This is a genomic window from Clostridium sp. Marseille-Q7071, assembly GCF_965112025.1.
Map to the genome: position 1 here is coordinate 4,092,884 of NZ_CBCOPR010000001.1, position 16,676 is coordinate 4,109,559.

The window sequence follows — 16,676 nt, forward strand, 5'->3', positions numbered from 1 at the left end:
ATTAAAATAATTTCTTTAATAGATTTTTTAACTAGCAATACAATTACTAGTTTTACACCTCTGGGGAACAGTAGTGAAACCCTTTAGGGTTCCCCTGAGGTGCAGTATACTTTGGAACAAGACCTATTTATTTAACTACAATAATGAAGATAGGCAATATAATTAAATTTTGCTGTGCAAAAATTACTACATTACTTCGAAAAAAGAATCAATTCTAAATTTCTCAGTTACCACTGAGAAATATCCACAATTGTGAATTGTGAATTTAGTAGTTTTAGTTACGATATCAATAAGCGTTAATTGTTTCTCATATAGATTGAATTTAAAAGTGTTACATCTATTATTCCTCCCTCCTCTTCTATAAAAATATAAAAATCCTGCTTAAAGCACTATTTTTCAATAGCTTTTAAGCAGGATTCAAATTCACTATCCAACTATATATTTTGTTGTAAATTTATATTCCACATTTCTTTATCGCTGACTGTAACACCCCAAAAGCCTTTACTATAAGCTGTTCTTATTATGTCAGCATCATCTATAAATCCACCTAAAATCAAAGACACATCCCTAATTTGTTTTATGTCCTCTGCAAATTTAATTCCATAATAAGAAGGTATAACCTCTATGGCATCTGCTTTAGAGCTCTCTATTGATTTAAATGCTGAATCTAAGGATTTAGAATCCATGAGAATTACCCTATGAATAACTTTCATCCCCATACTCTTTGCCATATTAATTTTAGATACATTAGATCCAATTACTATATCTACTTTATATAAATTTTTTAGCAAGCTTATGCCAACCTTATCTAAAGCTAGTCCACTTATTAAGTCCATATTAACTGCTGCATATTTATTAGACTTATGACATAAATCAACTAATCCTTTTAAATTTCCAATATGTACATCACTTAATAATATATACTTATTACTAAGTTTTAGAGAATATTCTAGTTCCTTGATTCTTCTTATGGATGGAATTATGTTGAATTTTTTATTATCTTCAAACACCTAATTACCACCTTTACTTTTAGCTTCACTTCTTTACTAACATAATAAGTTTTTTTTAGAGTCTTGTCAACTAATTTTCAGAATATTTGATTTTTATAATTTTATTTTTACATTGTCCTACTAAGTATTTCACCTGGAAGTCCATCAATTTCACATATTTTTTCTGAAATAAAATTATTCTTTAATAATATTTTCTTTGATGCTACATTTTTAGGATCTATTATTGCTATAATTCGATGCAGTAATTTTGATTCTTCAGCTTTATTTAATAATATTTCTGCAATTTCACTTCCATATCCTTTTCCCCAAAATTCAGGAAGTAGTAAATATCCAAGTTCTGCCTCACTAAAATCATTTTCGTTTATTTCTAATTTTCCTAAACCTATAAAATTATTTGTAGCTCTCTCTAAAACTTTAAAAATTCCGAATTCTTCATGTTTTTCATTTTTACACAGCAATAATTTAAAGTCATTTCTCGCTTCTTCTAAAGGAATTGCTCTTTCCGTAACCATTGCCATCACTTTTGCGTTAGCAACTAAGCTAAAATAATCTTCAAAATCTTTATCAGAGACAAATTTTTGCATATAGATTCTATTTATCATTTCAACACCTCACTATAGGATTCCATAATTAAAAATTTAAAATGCAGAAGTTGCTCATCAGCCCATAACTTCTGCATTGATTAGTAAGTTCCTTTAATTTATATACTATAACTATAAAAACATTAAGTTATAAGCTATATCTGTATTTCTTAGCGTACTAATCTATTTATCATAATGCTTTATAATTTAAATAATTTTATAACTCTAATAATTCGTTTAAAGACCTAATTATAGGATATTTACTTTTAAGATCTTCTGTATCGTACCTATCAATTAGTATTGGAATCATACCAAACTCTTCAGCAGCTACAAGATTTGATTCACTATCATCAACAAATATTGTTTCCTGTGGTTTTATCCCTAATTCTTCAATGGCTATTTTAAATAAGGTTTTTTCAGCTTTATATGAACCATATATAGAGGACATTATAAAAGTTGAAAAATACTGTTTTAAATTTTTGTTGTTAAATACTCTTTCTAATGATGGTAAAGTATCTGAAACCACTCCTAATAAATACTTTTCTTTTAACTTAATTAATGTTGACTCTACGTCATCGAAGAATAAAAATTTCTCATCATTATACACATTATCCTCAGCTAATAGTTCTATAATTTCATTACTAATATCGGGATAATCAATTTCTTTTAGTACAATTTCATAAAACTCTTTAAACATAGAGAACTCATCTTCTTCAGTTTCTACTAATAGTATTTTATTAATATGATCAAAGGCTTTTCCCATTGCTTCATCTAATTTTTCCTCTGTACAAGTAAAATTTGAATTCTCGATAATATTAAAAAAATTAGGCGTAATAAACCAATGTCCTGTTCTAGGTATATTTAAGGTACTGCCTGAATCAAATATAATTGCTTTAATACCCTTCATCTCCATTATAAATTCCCCCATAAATTTAATCATAAACATAAGTACATATGAATTTTTAGCTTTTCATCGATTCTACCCTTGCCACATGTATTGATTTCTTTTTAACTACATTATTTTACTAAAATCCATTTTAAATTAAAATAAATACTAATTCATTCCACATACTCCTCAAAATCAAATATATCAGAAAAAATGTAATATCTCAATTTTATATTTTCATATTCTAACAAATCAAATTAATTCTTGACACCCTCTTTAAGATAGTGTAATATGAAGTTGACTTCACATGAAGTTTACTTCATATGAAATAAACTTCATATTATACATATTTAGGAGGAATTTGTTTGAAAAATAGATTTACACAACTTTATTTATGTTCATTAGCAATTCTTACAATGGGGTTTTTTGAAATAATTTTCAATTATACTAAGGCTAATATTACAGGAGAATTTTATTTTGGTGTTTTAAAGTTATTTATAGGTATAATTGCTTTAATACCCTTCATCTCCATTATAAATTCCCCCATAAATTTAATCATAAACATAAGTACATATGAATTTTTAGCTTTTCATCGATTCTACCCTTGCCACATGTATTGATTTCTTTTTAACTACATTATTTTACTAAAATCCATTTTAAATTAAAATAAATACTAATTCATTCCACATACTCCTCAAAATCAAATATATCAGAAAAAATGTAATATCTCAATTTTATATTTTCATATTCTAACAAATCAAATTAATTCTTGACACCCTCTTTAAGATAGTGTAATATGAAGTTGACTTCACATGAAGTTTACTTCATATGAAATAAACTTCATATTATACATATTTAGGAGGAATTTGTTTGAAAAATAGATTTACACAACTTTATTTATGTTCATTAGCAATTCTTACAATGGGGTTTTTTGAAATAATTTTCAATTATACTAAGGCTAATATTACAGGAGAATTTTATTTTGGTGTTTTAAAGTTATTTATAGGAGTAATATTTTTAGTTTTTGCTATAACTTCTCACATTAAATATAAAACTAATTCCAAACAGTTAGAAAGAGAGATGTCAAGAGAGTATGATGAACGAGATGATTTAATAGATGGAAAAGCTTCACATTTTACTATGAGTGTTCTAATGATTGTAATTTTACTTATGATGTTTCTTTCAAAATGGATTACAATTCCAACAAATACTGCATTATTTATCATTATAATATTTTCCATGATTACTAACATATTAGCTAAAAAATATTATAATTACTTTCTTTGATTAGGAGATATCTATGAAAAATAGAATAAAAGAATTACGGTTAAAACATGGAATAACACAACAGAATTAGCTGATAAAGTCTGTGTATCTTCAAGAACAATTATCTCTTTAGAGAAACAACAATATAATCCATCTGTTTTACTAGCATATAAAATATCTTCAATTTTTAACTTACCAATTGAAGAAACTTTTATATTTGAACAAGATGACCAATTATAGTAGTATACAGTACGATTATGGAATAAAATTCTAACATTACAGTAAAGCACAAATAATAAATGGAGGTAAATATATGATAATTCACAAACTATTGTTTATACTTTTTGGAGTAGTCTTAATATTATGGGGTACATATAAAATGAAAACAGATGGTGCATTTCTAGGAAAAACCCAAACAAGAAAAAATATTTTTAATTTTTTCTTGCTTGGAGAGGCTTCTGGACTAGGACAATTTTTAGGTGGAATCATGTGTATAGTTTTAGGAGTTTTGTCATTTATAATTAAATAATTTGTAAATAAAAGGAGTTAAACTATATTTTAAGTTTAACTCTTTTATTTACATCTCATATTCCATACTCTCATTACGCAATATTCAAATATTATGCAATAATTTTGAAATACTATGAAGTAGTACTACAACTTATTATTTCTATTTGCTGCTACATTCATTAATACCATACTAAATTTTTATTCATTCTATTACTCCCTATGCTTTTAACCCCTTTCAATTAAAGAACTCCTTTATTTTAATTTTAAGAAATTTACCTTTAGTGAATTTTTTCCTAGATTCGTATTCTTAACTATCAATCCTTAATTTCTAAGGATTTAAACTATTTTTTAGAAAAATTATTTTTAGAGTATATTTTAAGTTTTTACATTGAATACTTATATCAACGTACATATAAAATTCTGCTAAAAAACTTTACATTTCAATTATTGACCTAGTGGTCTAGTTTTGCTATAATGTAAAACAAACCACATGGTCGATTTTTATTTTAAAGGAGGAAAACAATGAAGCAAGAAGAAAAAGTCAAATTAGCAAAGAAAAAATATTAAATGCTGCTATTGTAGAATTTGGAACAAAAAGCTATGAAAATGCTTCACTTAATAATATATGCAACAATAATAATATTTCAAAAGGACTAATCTATCATTATTTTAAAAATAAAGATGAATTGTTTCTTAGCTGTGTAAAAGCTTGTTTTGATGCACTTGTTGATTATCTCAGTAAAGAGGACTTTAACCAAAATAATTTTCAAGACAGCATGGAAAAATATCTTAATTTACGATATCGCTTTTTTCAGAAAAATTCTTATTACAGCCAAATATTCTTTAACATCTTATTACAACCACCTATACATTTGAAAGAACAAATCAAAGATTTGCGAAGTGATTTTGATGCACTGAATATCAGTCAATATCGAATGGCTTTATGCAATGTAACACTGAGAGAGGGTATTAGCGAAGAAGAAGCAATTGAATACTTTTTCATTTTTCAAGAGATGTTCAATGGATATTTTCAAAGTAAAGCCTATGAAAGCTCTGATTTTAATTCCCTAATTGAAGCACACGAAGTCAATCTTCCGAAGATACTTAACATTATACTCTATGGCATTGCAAAGGAGGAATCAAAATAATGATACTATTGTTATTAAGACTTTCATTAGCAATTACAATTGCTTTTCTTGTGGGTAAGCTTGTTTCAAAAATTAAACTGCCTGCTATTTTAGGTTGGCTACTTACAGGTATGATACTTTACCACACGCATTAGGACTTATAAATGACGCAGTTTTGAATGCACAATGGTATCAAACTGTTGTACATATTTTGGAATGTGCTGTTGGTCTTTTAATTGGCACAGAGCTTGTCTGGAAGAAAATAAAAAAATCAGGCAAGCAGATTATTGTAACGACCTTAACTCAATCATTAGGTACATTTTTTGTTGTATCCTTGGTATTTGGTATTGTGTTTTATCTTACAGGAGTACCACTATATCTTGCGGTCATTTTTGGCAGCATTGCCCTTGCAACCGCACCTGCACCTGCACTATCCATTGTGCATGAATTTAATACAGACGGTCCTGTAACTAAAACCTTAATTCCCATGGCAGCACTTGATGATATGGTAGGAGTCATTGTGTTCTTTTCGACTATTTCCATTGTTTCTGCCAATATCTCAGAGCAAAACCTACCTGTCTATATGATTTTATTTGTTGTATTATTACCTATTGTTATCGGTATCGTGACAGGACTTATAGCAGGATTTGTGCTAAAAAAAGAGCGCTCACCATTAATGACAGTATTACTTTTAATTGCAACAATACTTGTAGCATCAGGAGTAGGATTTATATTCAACAATTTGATTTTGCCAAATCCTGTGCTTAACTTTATGCTCATAGGTATGGCTTTTTCAGCAACTTTTTCCAATATGATTTCGGAGGAGCGATTAAATCAAATAATGCATTCCTTTAATCCTATTCTTGGAGTTTCTATGATTGTAGTGATTTTAAATCTTGGTACCCCACTGGACTACCATCTAATTTTCGGAGCAGGCTTATTTACTGCAGTTTATATTATTGCAAGGGCTGTTGGAAAATACGGTGGTGCATTCTTTGGTGCAACCATTACCCATTCACCGGAGACCGTAAAGAAATACTTAGGACTTACCTTACTCCCTCATTCTGGTGTATCTCTTGTGTTTACAGGAATTGCGGTATCTGTTTTAACTGTTCCAGCTCCAGAATGTGCAAAAATTATACAAGGTACAATTGCAGCAGCGGCAGTTATCAACGAAGTTATTGCGGTGATTGCCTCTAAAAAGGCTTTTGAATGGGCAGGAGAATTCAATAAAAAAGTGGAGGTAAGCAATGAATGTAATATATAGAGAAATTAAAAAAAGTGATTATGGTGCAATTGAAACCATTATAAATAATAGCTTTGGACTTTATAAGTATATTAACGACCCAAAAGTCTTGAAAAGCCTTTTGAAAATGTACCTGCAAAGCTGCCTTGCAGAAAAAACATTTAGTTGTATTGCAGAAAAAGATGGAAAAGTCGTAGGTGTAATATTAGGTCAGGCAAAAAGCGATTATAAATATTTGTCGCACTTAAATCATATTTTTGCTATGAAATTTCATTCAGTAGTGATGACTTTAAAATCTACTTTATACAAATGTAGCACCAATGACTACAAAAAAGTCCATGAGATTTATCATAAGCTTATTTCAGGTAAAGAAAAAGAATTTGACGGTATACTTACCCTTTTTGCCGTCACACAAGATTGCAGAGGTTTAGGTGTTGGTAAAAAGTTACTATTCAATTTTTTTGAGTATTTGAAAAAGAAAAACTCAACACACATTTACTTATATACTGATTCCTCTTGCAACTATGGCTTTTATGATAACCAAGGCTTTGTGCGACTAGGTGAGGAAACTGTGCAAATCACAAGCGAACACAAAGCAAGCACACTTGATGTATTTTTATATGACTACACATTAAAATAATTAAAAGGACACTAGACCAAAACTATTGGCTAATGTCCCTTTTTTATTTACAATGCTACTTTAATATAGATTCCACTGTTCAGCTGGCAAGAATGAGATTTGTCCTCCCTTGAAAAAAGATTCAAATATCAGTTTCTGCATTTTCTGTGAATGCCTATCCATGTGTACTTATCTGCACTTAATTCATCTTTACACTTTAAGGTTCTTCCGAAATAATATCAATACTTTGGAATCTGCTTTTCAATACTAGCTTACGTAAAAAAGAATTGTACATAAAGGGACATTTAAATAGTTTCAAAAATATTTTTAAACGAATATTAAGAGTTTTTAATTTATATTTTTTGTTTACATTTTTACTATGAGCATTTAAAACTTCACTCAAAGCTCGTGCACTGTTGATAGCTGAGCTGATTCCCTCTAGTGAACTTGGACTAATAAAGCCTGCAGATTCCCCAATCAAAAAAGCGTTGTCCTTACCGCAGCAAAAATCATGAAATGCTGACGGTCGCAGTACCATACAGGCCTCGGTTTTTATAGGTTCTCCGAATCGAAATCCAACTTTCTCAAGCTTTTTTTTCTGATTTTCAAACCGTTGCCGAGAATTATCCATGGGAAATGCACCACCAAAAATAAACTGATTGTCCTTGGAGATGGACCAAGAGCAGCAGTCGGTATTCTCCATATCGAAGATACAGGAATAAAATGGATTGGTATGTGTTTCAGGAAACCATTGCTGGATTGACATATAAGTTCGTATTTTCTTTTTGGGATAAAGTGTTCGGCGTACCAAGGAATTGGCACCATCTGCCCCAACCAGATATTTTGCAATGATAACTTGTTCCATACCATTTTCATAAAAAGTTACTCGGTAACCTTCCTGTACTTTTTCAATAGCAGAACAACAAGAATTGTCGTGAACTTCTACACGATTCGGAATAAGTGATTTCAGCCATAAATCAAATTTATGACGATCAATATTAATATAAAATCGTTGGTAATGGCGGATTAGGTCATTTTTTAAATCTATAGTTTTAACAGCAAAAATCTGGGGGTCTACCATCACATCTTTTGGAATGGTCATGTCTAACTCTGCCAGTGCTTTCTGTGCGTCGGAAGATAGCAATCCGCCGCAGGGTTTCTGAAATCCATTTTTGTTAGAGTCCTTTTTATCGATGGCAATAATTTTATATTTTTTAGAAAGCAGTCGTGCCAGTGTGGAACCAGAAGGTCCCAACCCAATAATTGCAATATCATATGTCATAATCATTACCTTTTCCTCTTTATTTTCCATTCTCTAAATCATCATCTTCTCTATATTCTAAAATATCTCCCGGTTGACATTGGAGTATTTTGCACAAAGCATCAAGAGTAGTAAAACGAAAAGCTTTTGCTCTCTGATTTTTAAAGTTTGATACATTTGCCATTGTCATTCCTAATTGTTCTGATAACTCTGTTAGAGATATTTTACGTTTTGCCATCATAACATCTAAGTTAACTATAATCATATTTGATTCCCCCCTTTTAGAATGTCAGATCATTTTCTTCTTTGATTTCAGCAGCTCTTTTAAATATGTTAGACATTACCAAACATAAGAATCCGATTGTCACCGCAAGAAAAACTACAATTATCAAAGGCATTATAGTTACTGCATATAGATAAAAATCAAATACTATATATAAAAATAGATTACTCAGAATGTAGATAATAGCTTCCACAAATGCGCAGATGGCAATCACTTGAAACTCTTTTGATATAATTGGTGAAAATGAATTTTCACCTGTAAGCAATCTACAAATTTTTTTTAACTTAAATAAAGCTGTCACGTAAGGAACTGCACACAGATAAATACACACTGTCAATATCCACTTTATATTTGGAGTTGATAGTTTCATACTTGAACTCTTTAAAAATGCTGTCAGCACAAGTGGAGTGCCTATAAGAGCAAGAATTGTTAAAATAATTCCTGCAATAACTAATCCATTTAATAGTTTTGAACTTGTTCTCTCTTTCATAAAAATTACCTCTCTTTAAAATAGTTTTTCTTCATTATTTACAACCTTATTATATATTATAATTTTAACTATTACAATAATTATTTATCGTTATTCTTTATGTTTTTATCGTTTTAGTTATCTTTCTTCTTTTATTTAGGTATTAGAATGATGTACTATAACACAAACTTCCCATTTGTAATCTCCCATAGTCTTTTGCTTAATCAATTTGTAGTTATTAATAACATCTATACTTATCGCTGAAAATAAATTCATCCTTGAACTCCTGAACATGAGCTATCAAATATAAATATTTTCTTATGATTATTTACATAGAGTGCAATATATGCTATATTAAAAATAATAGACCGGTTGGTATATTAACTGATACTTTAGTTAATTTCTGTAATTAGTGAATATGTATACTATTGCTTTTCTAAAACATTATTTAAGTAAGAAAGGAAAAATGCTTTTATGATAAATATTCAAAATGAAAATTATATAAAAAGAAAATTTACTAAGTTTATAGAAAACGATCCTCGAAATGTACTTCATGATTATAACAATATGAAAATTTATGATGCTCCTCTTATTGGTATTGCTTCAGCTAATGACCCATACTTTGAAGAGTTTCGCAAGCCAAATATTATTGGGTCAAAATTTATTTTACCCAATGAATGGTTACCAGGAGCAAATTCAATCATCTCTTTCTTTTTTCCTCTTACAAAAGAATTGAGAGATACTAATCGAAATGCCAGCCTCCCCTCTGAAGAATGGGTTTCGGAAAGGATTGAAGGTCAGGTTTTCATTGACGCTGCACATGCTTTTCTTGTTGAATTACTAAAGGGATTAGATGTGGAAGCTGTAGCACCAAGTATAGATCCACGATTCCAGGTTGAGGACAGAATATCCAATTGGTCTGAACGGCATATTGCTTTTACAGCAGGACTTGGTACCTTTGGGCTACATCGAGCTCTTATCACTGCCAAAGGAACGGCAGGTCAAATTGGTAGTGTAATCACTACACTTTCATTGACACCAACACTACGTCCTTATACTCGATATGATGAATACTGTCCTTTTCTCACAAGTGGAAAATGTGGAGCATGTATGCGAAGGTGTCCATCGGTTTCAATCAATGAAAAAGGTAAGGATAATCAACTTTGCAGTGAGTATATTGATAGAGAGGTATTGTCTAGATTCTTTCCACGATATGGTTGCGGCAAATGTAATATAAATGTACCCTGTGAAAATAGAATCCCAGTAATTTAAATATACTTTATATCTCAACAAATAAATAACAATACTTAAAAAGCCGTCTATTCAGACGGCTTTCCTGTTCTATACAAGAAATTAAATATATTTATCAATCATTTTTAAATCTCTTAGAAGTTTTTCTAATTCATTGATGTCTTTGCTCATTCTATAAAATAATAGATATCCTTCATACATAGCAAAAGCACGTTCTGCAATTATTGCTGCTTTATCTTCAGATATGCCGGATCTTTTAAGAACATCAACAAATATACCTACTTGGTTTTTGATTGTAGTATAATATTTTTCTGCAATGTCTGGCTCTAAAAAAGAAATTTCCATACCTAATACAGCATTTGGACAACCATAGCTATTTTGCTGCTTTGCTTTTTCTATTTCATCACCCACAATTTTTTCAACGAATGATTCCCATGTTCTTCCTTCTGCAGCTTTCGAAATCTCATTTACTTTAATTCTATTATAGTACTCAGCAACCTCCATAGCTAAGTCTTTCTTACTGGCAAAATAAAAGTAGAAGGACCCTTTTGATAAACCTGCACTATTTAAAATATCATTTATACCAGTTGCATTATATCCTTTTTCCAAGAATAATTTGGCTGCACATTCAATTAAATTTTCCTTAGATTTTTCTCCTTTAGTATTTTGACTCATAAAGGATTCCTCCAGTCTTATTTATTTTATCCTAATAATTTATCAACACTGATCAAAATAAAAGCCCTCTTATCAGTATTCATATGTTTAACTTTTGATTATACCCTACAAATATTTATTTCTATAAAATAAATATATCAGTCTATTTTCAGATTGTAACATATCTACTAGCCATGTCAAGAACTTGAATAACCACTTCTTTTAACAAAAGGAGATCTTTTTGAGCACACTGTTCGCTAAAGCTTTTCAAAACTTACTAGCATAGCATGTAGTTTTAAATATACAAAAAAAGTTTTGCATATTTTATAATAGTGTAATCATCCCCACATGTATCATCTATAACAACATATTTGCTGGCTGCAATTTTAAGATATAATTATAAACTTCCCCTTAAGTATTAGAGTGGTTAATCTCTTTTAGTATAAATTTATAAAACTTTTTAAACATAAAAACAAGGGCACATATTTGTATGCCCTTATTTTTATATAAAATTATTAGCAATAAACATTAACTGAAAACTCTATACATGTTAAATTCTTTTACTTTTAATTCTATTGTTATAATATCTATGGTGATTCCTTAAATCTTTATATTGTATTATAAATTTTTCCTATAAACATAACATATCATATTATTCTCTTTTCTATGGCTTTAAAATTACTTTTATACACTCATCATCTTTTTCATCAAAAATTTTATATCCATATTCAGCTTTGTCTAATGATAATCTATGAGTTATAATATCCTTTGCATCAAATTTATTTTCTTTTATAAGCTTTAATATAGGGTCAACATAGGAGTGAACTGGACACTGTCCCATCTTTAAAGTTACATTTCTCGAGAAAAAGTCCCCAAGAGGAAAAGCATTATATCTTGCTCCATAGACTCCTACTAATGATACAGTTCCGCCTTTTCTTACAGCTTGAGTAGCTATTTCGATTGCAGATTTTGAGCCTCCTTGCAACTTTAAAAGTGTCTCTACTTTTTCAACCATAGTCATTTTACCATCCATACCAACACAATCAACTACAACATCAGCACCACCATTGGTTATCTCTTTAATATACTCACCTACATTATCATGGTCTTTTACGTTAACTGTTTCTACTCCGTTAAATTTGCTTGCATGTTTAAGTCTGTAATCAATATAATCTACTGCAATTATTCTTTTAGCTCCCATATAAGCTGCCCATTTTTGTGATAAAAGTCCTACGGGACCACACCCTAATATTACAGCAGTATCTCCATGTTTAACATTACCGTTTTCAACTCCCCAATATGAGGTAGGAAGTATATCTGTTAAAAACAGAACCTCTTCATCTGTAAGCTCTTCTGGGATAATCACAGGCCCCACATTTGCATATGGTACTCTTAAAAATTCTGCTTGACCTCCATTATATCCACCTAAAACATTGCTATATCCAAATACGGCCCCAATCTCTCCATTAGGGTTTGAATTATCACATTGACTCCATAAATCATGTTCACAATACCAACAGTGACCACAGGATATTGGGAAAGGGACTATTACCCTATCACCTTTTTTCACTTTAGTTACTCCTTTTCCTACTTCCTCCACAATTCCCATAGTTTCATGGCCCAAGACATAATCTTTAGGAGTACTAGGTATCATCCCATGTAATAAATGCAGATCAGAACCACAAATTGCTGTTGACGTAACCTTCACTATTATATCGTCCTCTTTCTCAATAATAGGATCTTTCACATTTTTTACTTTAACATCACTTATACCTTGATATGTTAATGCTTTCATTACAAACCTCCTCAAATATACTTTATTTTATCTTTCCCCAAAATTTTTAAAGTAACATTTGAGAGATTTATATATTAATGTTCTATAAAATCTAATCAAGGTCAATGGTAAAATGTATTACTCTAATTTAGATTAACTTTTTGCACTATTTATTTATAAATTATCTTTTATTATATAGTTTTTTAAAATTTAATATCTTCTAATTCTCTTTTTAAATGACTAAAGTTCTCCATCATACTATGTTCATTCTGATTATCAAATAAGAATTGCTCAATAAATTCCCAAATATCCTCTAATTTGCGTTTTATTTTATAAAACTCTAAAGCTTTTTGGTTAATTTTAAAATTTTTATGGTATCTACAATAGATATCTATAAATAGATTATAATAAGGCTTATCTATTAAAAACATTAAGTCAGCTTCTGGAGGGGCCATCTTTAATCCTTCCCAATCAATTAAAACTAACTCTTCATTGCTTTGCATTAAATTCCAATAATGAAGATCTGTATGACACAGTACCATTTTCATACTCTCCCCTTTTAAAGATACTGATAAATTTTCTAGAGTATCAATTAAATAATTAATAAATTTTATATGGATATTTATTAACTCTTTTACTTCCCTAGGAAGAGTGCTATTTTCTCTTTTTAATTCCTCTCGAAGATTAGATAAAAAAGGAACCTCAAAATTTTCCTTTATGTCTTCTGTATTAAAAGGTATTTCATCATTGTAACAGTGTAGTACAGAAACAATTTCTGAAAACTCATATATTTGCTTTTTTGATAATTCCTTATTTCCAATGGTTTCTCCATCAATATATTCATAAAGCAAGTATATTCCTTCATGGTCTTCACATTTAAATTTTCCCTCCTTGGTCAATAACGGAACAGGAATTTTCTCTCTTAAATTCGTATTATTATTAAGCCAAATAGTAATAGGAATGTACTTCTCAATAAGTGCTGTTAATTTAGGAGTAGAAGCTCTACTCTTCTCATAAACCTTTAGAAAGTAGTTATTCACTCCATCTGTAACTTTATATGCTAGTGCCGACCATCCTCCTATTTGCTCGATAATACTAATACAATTTATTCCATATTGATTTTTTATTATATTCTTAATCTTATTCATAGCTCCTCCTATATTAATATCTATTTCATTAAAGACTAATTTTTAGTTTAAAGAAAATCTCTTAGAAAATAAAGCCAGCATGTAATATACATCTTAATCATATATTGAACCATTATAAATGTGAAGAAAAATGCATAAGTAAGTTTAAAATTTTTTATCTCTAATTAAAAATTGATATATTCATGTTATGTTATAAATTATTTCTGCTCTCTATTTACTTTTTAATTAAATATTTTTGTAATATGGTTTTTGTATTTGTTCTACATCTAGTTCAAGATTTCTAACTCTTAAGATAAAACTAAACAAATATATAGCCCTCATTTAGTTCTGCATATTTGCTAACTTTCCTAAAAAGAAAGGATATTGAAGTTTTTTATGTTAAATAGTAACATAAATTCCCAATAATCAATAATATGTTATATAGAAGTTAAAATAGGAGTGGAATAGTAAAATGAAAAATTTCAAATCCTTTCATGGCACCATTATCATGATTGATGATTTTGCGATAACCCCAAGTGGAGAAGGGTTAGGATGTTATAAATTAATGTCTGTAGAAGACCAATTGGGAACTTTAATAAATTTCGTCGTGTCGCCATCTACTTACTTTGTAGATCATGTAATGGTAGCAGTAGGAGATATGGTAACTGGATTTTATGATGCAAATGCACCTGCTCCCCTAATTTTCCCACCACAGCTTCGAGCAATTGTTATGGCGAAAGATACAGAACACCAAAATGTGAAAGTAGATTATTTTAACAGTGAGTTAGTAAGTAGTGATAACCAGCTAAAATTAAATATTGACCAAAATACTCCGATAGTATTAGAAAATGATCAAAGATTTACTAGAAACCCTGCAAACCGAAACCTAATTGTTGCATATGGTGCAACCACAAAGAGTATACCAGCACAAACAACGCCATATAAGGTTATTGTTATGTGCTTATAGTCTGAAAAAAGAAGCTATTTCTCTTTTATTTCATAAATTTACTTATTTTTTTCATATTTAGCTTTTGCCATTTTTGAAAGGAATTAGTTCAGGCTGTAGAGAAATTCTCTAATATCCAAAACCTGAAAAGGCTTTTAACATGTCATTTTATACATGTTAAAAGCCTTCTTAAATCATATCACTTAAAAATAATAAAATCTTTTATTATTCTGTTACTATTGTTTAAACTAAAAAATAAGTAACTAGTTTAATTTTAAAGGAACTTTTGCAAATTCACTTTCATCTTCAGAAATTAAATATAAATTAAATTCATTTAAATTTGCTATTTCTGAAGTTGGTATAGAAAATTCAATGTTTTGTACTCCATTGGCATCACTTATTCTACAATCTAGTATTCTATTTGAAATGTCAGTATAAGCATAAGATACCTTTCCTCCTTCTATAGGAATGGAGAAATTCGTCAAATTAGTATCTGATTTTTTAAAAGTATTATTTTTTGTATATGCAAACTTACTTTCTAAAAGATTAGAATAATCTTTAAAGTCCTTATTATAAGTAGAATTTTTCATTTTATCTACAGGAAAATAGTAATTTGTATGAGTATATTCTGTAGACTCAAATAAAACTATATCTGGATTAAAAATATTTATATAATAATCATAATCAATTACGTTATGATAATTATGTATCATAACTAACTCTGAAAAATTCTCTTTAAGAAATTTTTCTCTCTCTTGAAAATAACTTCCACCAAAAATAAGTATCTTAGGTGCATCTTTATTATCTGGATTTTTATAATGAGAAAAAGCTCTAAATTGTTCAGATTTTTTAATTTCATCATTCAAATCAGTAATATATTCAGATTTTCTCTCTTTTAAATTATAATGTGTAGTTTTTTCATTTATAGAAAAATATGAAGCTGGAAGAGTTGTATTAGTATACTCTACAGGTTCAAATTTATTGATATCAAATTTATCCACTGTTGAATCTAAATCATATAATCTATCTAATATAGATGAAATTCCAATGACAGCTCCAGTTTCATTCCAATGCCCAGCATCATATTTTTTATCAAAAACTTGCTTGGAATCTTTAGCATCTATCAAAGCTTGTCCAGTATATAAATAGTTAATATCTTTATTTTCAAGAAGACTTAAAAAGTAATCAAGATTTTTATTGTCATAATTATATCCCTCTGGTAAAAACTCAGAGTATACAGTTGCTTTACTAGGCTCAAGGGAATATAAAAATTTTATATCTCTATCTATGCAATATTTTTGAAAATTTAATATAAAGTCAGAATAGACTTCTTGAAACTCTTTATCAAGTGGGTTTTCGTGTAATTTCGAAAAAATATATCCATCTTTTCCGTACTGATAATTTGGATGTATCATTTCATCAAATAACAAATCCATCCCTTTAGTGTACATATTAACCATTTCAGTTCTAAACCCTATACGATCTTCTATATAACTTTCTACATTTTCAGTAACATTACCTTGTGAAAATATCTCTGAAGAATCCATAAGTTCTCTATTATCTATATCTGAAACTTGATTAGACTTTAAATTTATATTAAATATAGGCAATACTATAATAAAAAGAAATATACCTATTCTAAAAAGATGTATCTTTTTCATACACT

The 16,676-nt window shown here is 29.1% G+C and carries 16 protein-coding genes and 3 pseudogenes; 9 read left to right on the forward strand and 10 right to left on the reverse strand.

Annotated features, from left to right (window positions below; all coding sequences use genetic code 11):
• Positions 1–434: 434 nt before the first annotated feature.
• From ACWPW7_RS19460 to ACWPW7_RS19470, 3 genes are all read right to left on the reverse strand, one after another.
• Positions 435–1,010, reverse strand: coding sequence for a glycerol-3-phosphate responsive antiterminator (locus ACWPW7_RS19460; RefSeq protein ID WP_454054867.1), 576 nt, complete (start codon positions 1,008–1,010; stop codon positions 435–437).
• A 107-nt stretch (positions 1,011–1,117) separates the two neighbouring features.
• Positions 1,118–1,612, reverse strand: a complete 495-nt coding sequence (locus ACWPW7_RS19465; protein WP_454054868.1) for a GNAT family N-acetyltransferase — start codon at positions 1,610–1,612, stop codon at positions 1,118–1,120.
• Between the two features lie 196 nt (positions 1,613–1,808).
• Entirely contained in the window at positions 1,809–2,504 is a 696-nt protein-coding gene (locus ACWPW7_RS19470) for an HAD family hydrolase (protein ID WP_454054869.1), read from the reverse strand.
• A gap of 843 nt (positions 2,505–3,347) precedes the next feature.
• Between ACWPW7_RS19470 and ACWPW7_RS19475 the strand changes: the two genes are divergently transcribed.
• The 7 genes and pseudogenes from ACWPW7_RS19475 (at position 3,348) to ACWPW7_RS19505 (ending at position 7,266) form a co-directional block, all read left to right on the forward strand.
• The gene (locus ACWPW7_RS19475; protein WP_454054870.1) at positions 3,348–3,764 is read left to right on the forward strand and encodes a hypothetical protein; all 417 of its coding nucleotides are present in this window, start codon (positions 3,348–3,350) and stop codon (positions 3,762–3,764) included.
• Between the two features lie 13 nt (positions 3,765–3,777).
• Positions 3,778–3,983 (forward strand): annotated as a pseudogene (locus tag ACWPW7_RS19480) (helix-turn-helix transcriptional regulator).
• 73 nt (positions 3,984–4,056) lie between these two features.
• A complete protein-coding gene (locus ACWPW7_RS19485) occupies positions 4,057–4,272 on the forward strand; it encodes a hypothetical protein (protein ID WP_454054871.1) in 216 nt (71 codons plus the stop codon).
• A 556-nt stretch (positions 4,273–4,828) separates the two neighbouring features.
• Positions 4,829–4,891 (forward strand): annotated as a pseudogene (locus tag ACWPW7_RS19490) (TetR/AcrR family transcriptional regulator); the annotation flags it as partial.
• 138 nt (positions 4,892–5,029) lie between these two features.
• A complete protein-coding gene (locus tag ACWPW7_RS19495; RefSeq protein WP_454054872.1) occupies positions 5,030–5,401 on the forward strand; it encodes a hypothetical protein in 372 nt (123 codons plus the stop codon).
• A pseudogene (locus tag ACWPW7_RS19500) lies at positions 5,401–6,647 on the forward strand (cation:proton antiporter). Before ACWPW7_RS19495 ends, ACWPW7_RS19500 begins: the two are co-directional and overlap by 1 nt.
• Complete coding sequence (locus ACWPW7_RS19505; RefSeq protein ID WP_454054873.1) at positions 6,631–7,266, forward strand: GNAT family N-acetyltransferase; 636 nt, start codon at positions 6,631–6,633, stop codon at positions 7,264–7,266. Before ACWPW7_RS19500 ends, ACWPW7_RS19505 begins: the two are co-directional and overlap by 17 nt.
• Positions 7,267–7,462: 196 nt before the next feature.
• On the opposite strand, the gene ACWPW7_RS19510 is transcribed toward ACWPW7_RS19505, so the two are convergent.
• Genes ACWPW7_RS19510 through ACWPW7_RS19520 form a run of 3 tightly spaced genes read right to left on the reverse strand, consistent with a single transcriptional unit; the run spans position 7,463 to position 9,279 of the window.
• The gene (locus ACWPW7_RS19510; RefSeq protein WP_454055545.1) at positions 7,463–8,533 is read right to left on the reverse strand and encodes an FAD-binding protein; all 1,071 of its coding nucleotides are present in this window, start codon (positions 8,531–8,533) and stop codon (positions 7,463–7,465) included.
• Positions 8,534–8,546: 13 nt separating this feature from the next.
• Positions 8,547–8,771: a helix-turn-helix domain-containing protein gene (locus ACWPW7_RS19515; protein WP_454054874.1), complete on the reverse strand. Its 225-nt coding sequence runs from the start codon at positions 8,769–8,771 to the stop codon at positions 8,547–8,549.
• Between the two features lie 16 nt (positions 8,772–8,787).
• Positions 8,788–9,279 (reverse strand): DUF2975 domain-containing protein, encoded by a 492-nt coding sequence (locus ACWPW7_RS19520; RefSeq protein ID WP_454054875.1) that lies wholly within the window; start codon positions 9,277–9,279, stop codon positions 8,788–8,790.
• A 453-nt stretch (positions 9,280–9,732) separates the two neighbouring features.
• Between ACWPW7_RS19520 and ACWPW7_RS19525 the strand changes: the two genes are divergently transcribed.
• The gene (locus ACWPW7_RS19525) at positions 9,733–10,530 is read left to right on the forward strand and encodes an epoxyqueuosine reductase (protein ID WP_454054876.1); all 798 of its coding nucleotides are present in this window, start codon (positions 9,733–9,735) and stop codon (positions 10,528–10,530) included.
• 81 nt (positions 10,531–10,611) lie between these two features.
• Here ACWPW7_RS19525 and ACWPW7_RS19530 read toward each other — a convergent pair whose 3' ends face one another.
• The 3 genes from ACWPW7_RS19530 to ACWPW7_RS19540 form a co-directional block, all read right to left on the reverse strand.
• On the reverse strand, positions 10,612–11,184 hold the full coding sequence (locus tag ACWPW7_RS19530) for a TetR/AcrR family transcriptional regulator (RefSeq protein WP_454054877.1): 573 nt from the start codon (positions 11,182–11,184) through the stop codon (positions 10,612–10,614).
• A gap of 643 nt (positions 11,185–11,827) precedes the next feature.
• Entirely contained in the window at positions 11,828–12,958 is a 1,131-nt protein-coding gene (locus tag ACWPW7_RS19535; RefSeq protein WP_454054878.1) for a zinc-dependent alcohol dehydrogenase, read from the reverse strand.
• A gap of 182 nt (positions 12,959–13,140) precedes the next feature.
• Positions 13,141–14,085 (reverse strand): aminoglycoside phosphotransferase family protein, encoded by a 945-nt coding sequence (locus tag ACWPW7_RS19540; protein ID WP_454054879.1) that lies wholly within the window; start codon positions 14,083–14,085, stop codon positions 13,141–13,143.
• Between the two features lie 451 nt (positions 14,086–14,536).
• Between ACWPW7_RS19540 and ACWPW7_RS19545 the strand changes: the two genes are divergently transcribed.
• Entirely contained in the window at positions 14,537–15,031 is a 495-nt protein-coding gene (locus ACWPW7_RS19545) for a hypothetical protein (RefSeq protein WP_454054880.1), read from the forward strand.
• A 242-nt stretch (positions 15,032–15,273) separates the two neighbouring features.
• Here the strand turns inward: ACWPW7_RS19545 and ACWPW7_RS19550 are convergent, their stop codons facing one another.
• Positions 15,274–16,671, reverse strand: a complete 1,398-nt coding sequence (locus ACWPW7_RS19550) for an alginate O-acetyltransferase AlgX-related protein (RefSeq protein WP_454054881.1) — start codon at positions 16,669–16,671, stop codon at positions 15,274–15,276.
• Positions 16,672–16,676: the final 5 nt, after the last annotated feature.

Coding starts and splice junctions, on each gene's coding strand:
- ACWPW7_RS19465 (WP_454054868.1), bottom strand. CDS start 1,612: ATGATAAATAGAATCTATATGCAAAAATTTGTCTCTGATAAAGATTTT.
- ACWPW7_RS19470 (WP_454054869.1), bottom strand. CDS start 2,504: ATGGAGATGAAGGGTATTAAAGCAATTATATTTGATTCAGGCAGTACC.
- ACWPW7_RS19485 (WP_454054871.1), top strand. CDS start 4,057: ATGATAATTCACAAACTATTGTTTATACTTTTTGGAGTAGTCTTAATA.
- ACWPW7_RS19495 (WP_454054872.1), top strand. CDS start 5,030: ATGGAAAAATATCTTAATTTACGATATCGCTTTTTTCAGAAAAATTCT.
- ACWPW7_RS19505 (WP_454054873.1), top strand. CDS start 6,631: ATGAATGTAATATATAGAGAAATTAAAAAAAGTGATTATGGTGCAATT.
- ACWPW7_RS19510 (WP_454055545.1), bottom strand. CDS start 8,533: ATGATTATGACATATGATATTGCAATTATTGGGTTGGGACCTTCTGGT.
- ACWPW7_RS19515 (WP_454054874.1), bottom strand. CDS start 8,771: ATGATTATAGTTAACTTAGATGTTATGATGGCAAAACGTAAAATATCT.
- ACWPW7_RS19520 (WP_454054875.1), bottom strand. CDS start 9,279: ATGAAAGAGAGAACAAGTTCAAAACTATTAAATGGATTAGTTATTGCA.
- ACWPW7_RS19525 (WP_454054876.1), top strand. CDS start 9,733: ATGATAAATATTCAAAATGAAAATTATATAAAAAGAAAATTTACTAAG.
- ACWPW7_RS19530 (WP_454054877.1), bottom strand. CDS start 11,184: ATGAGTCAAAATACTAAAGGAGAAAAATCTAAGGAAAATTTAATTGAA.
- ACWPW7_RS19535 (WP_454054878.1), bottom strand. CDS start 12,958: ATGAAAGCATTAACATATCAAGGTATAAGTGATGTTAAAGTAAAAAAT.
- ACWPW7_RS19540 (WP_454054879.1), bottom strand. CDS start 14,085: ATGAATAAGATTAAGAATATAATAAAAAATCAATATGGAATAAATTGT.
- ACWPW7_RS19545 (WP_454054880.1), top strand. CDS start 14,537: ATGAAAAATTTCAAATCCTTTCATGGCACCATTATCATGATTGATGAT.
- ACWPW7_RS19550 (WP_454054881.1), bottom strand. CDS start 16,671: ATGAAAAAGATACATCTTTTTAGAATAGGTATATTTCTTTTTATTATA.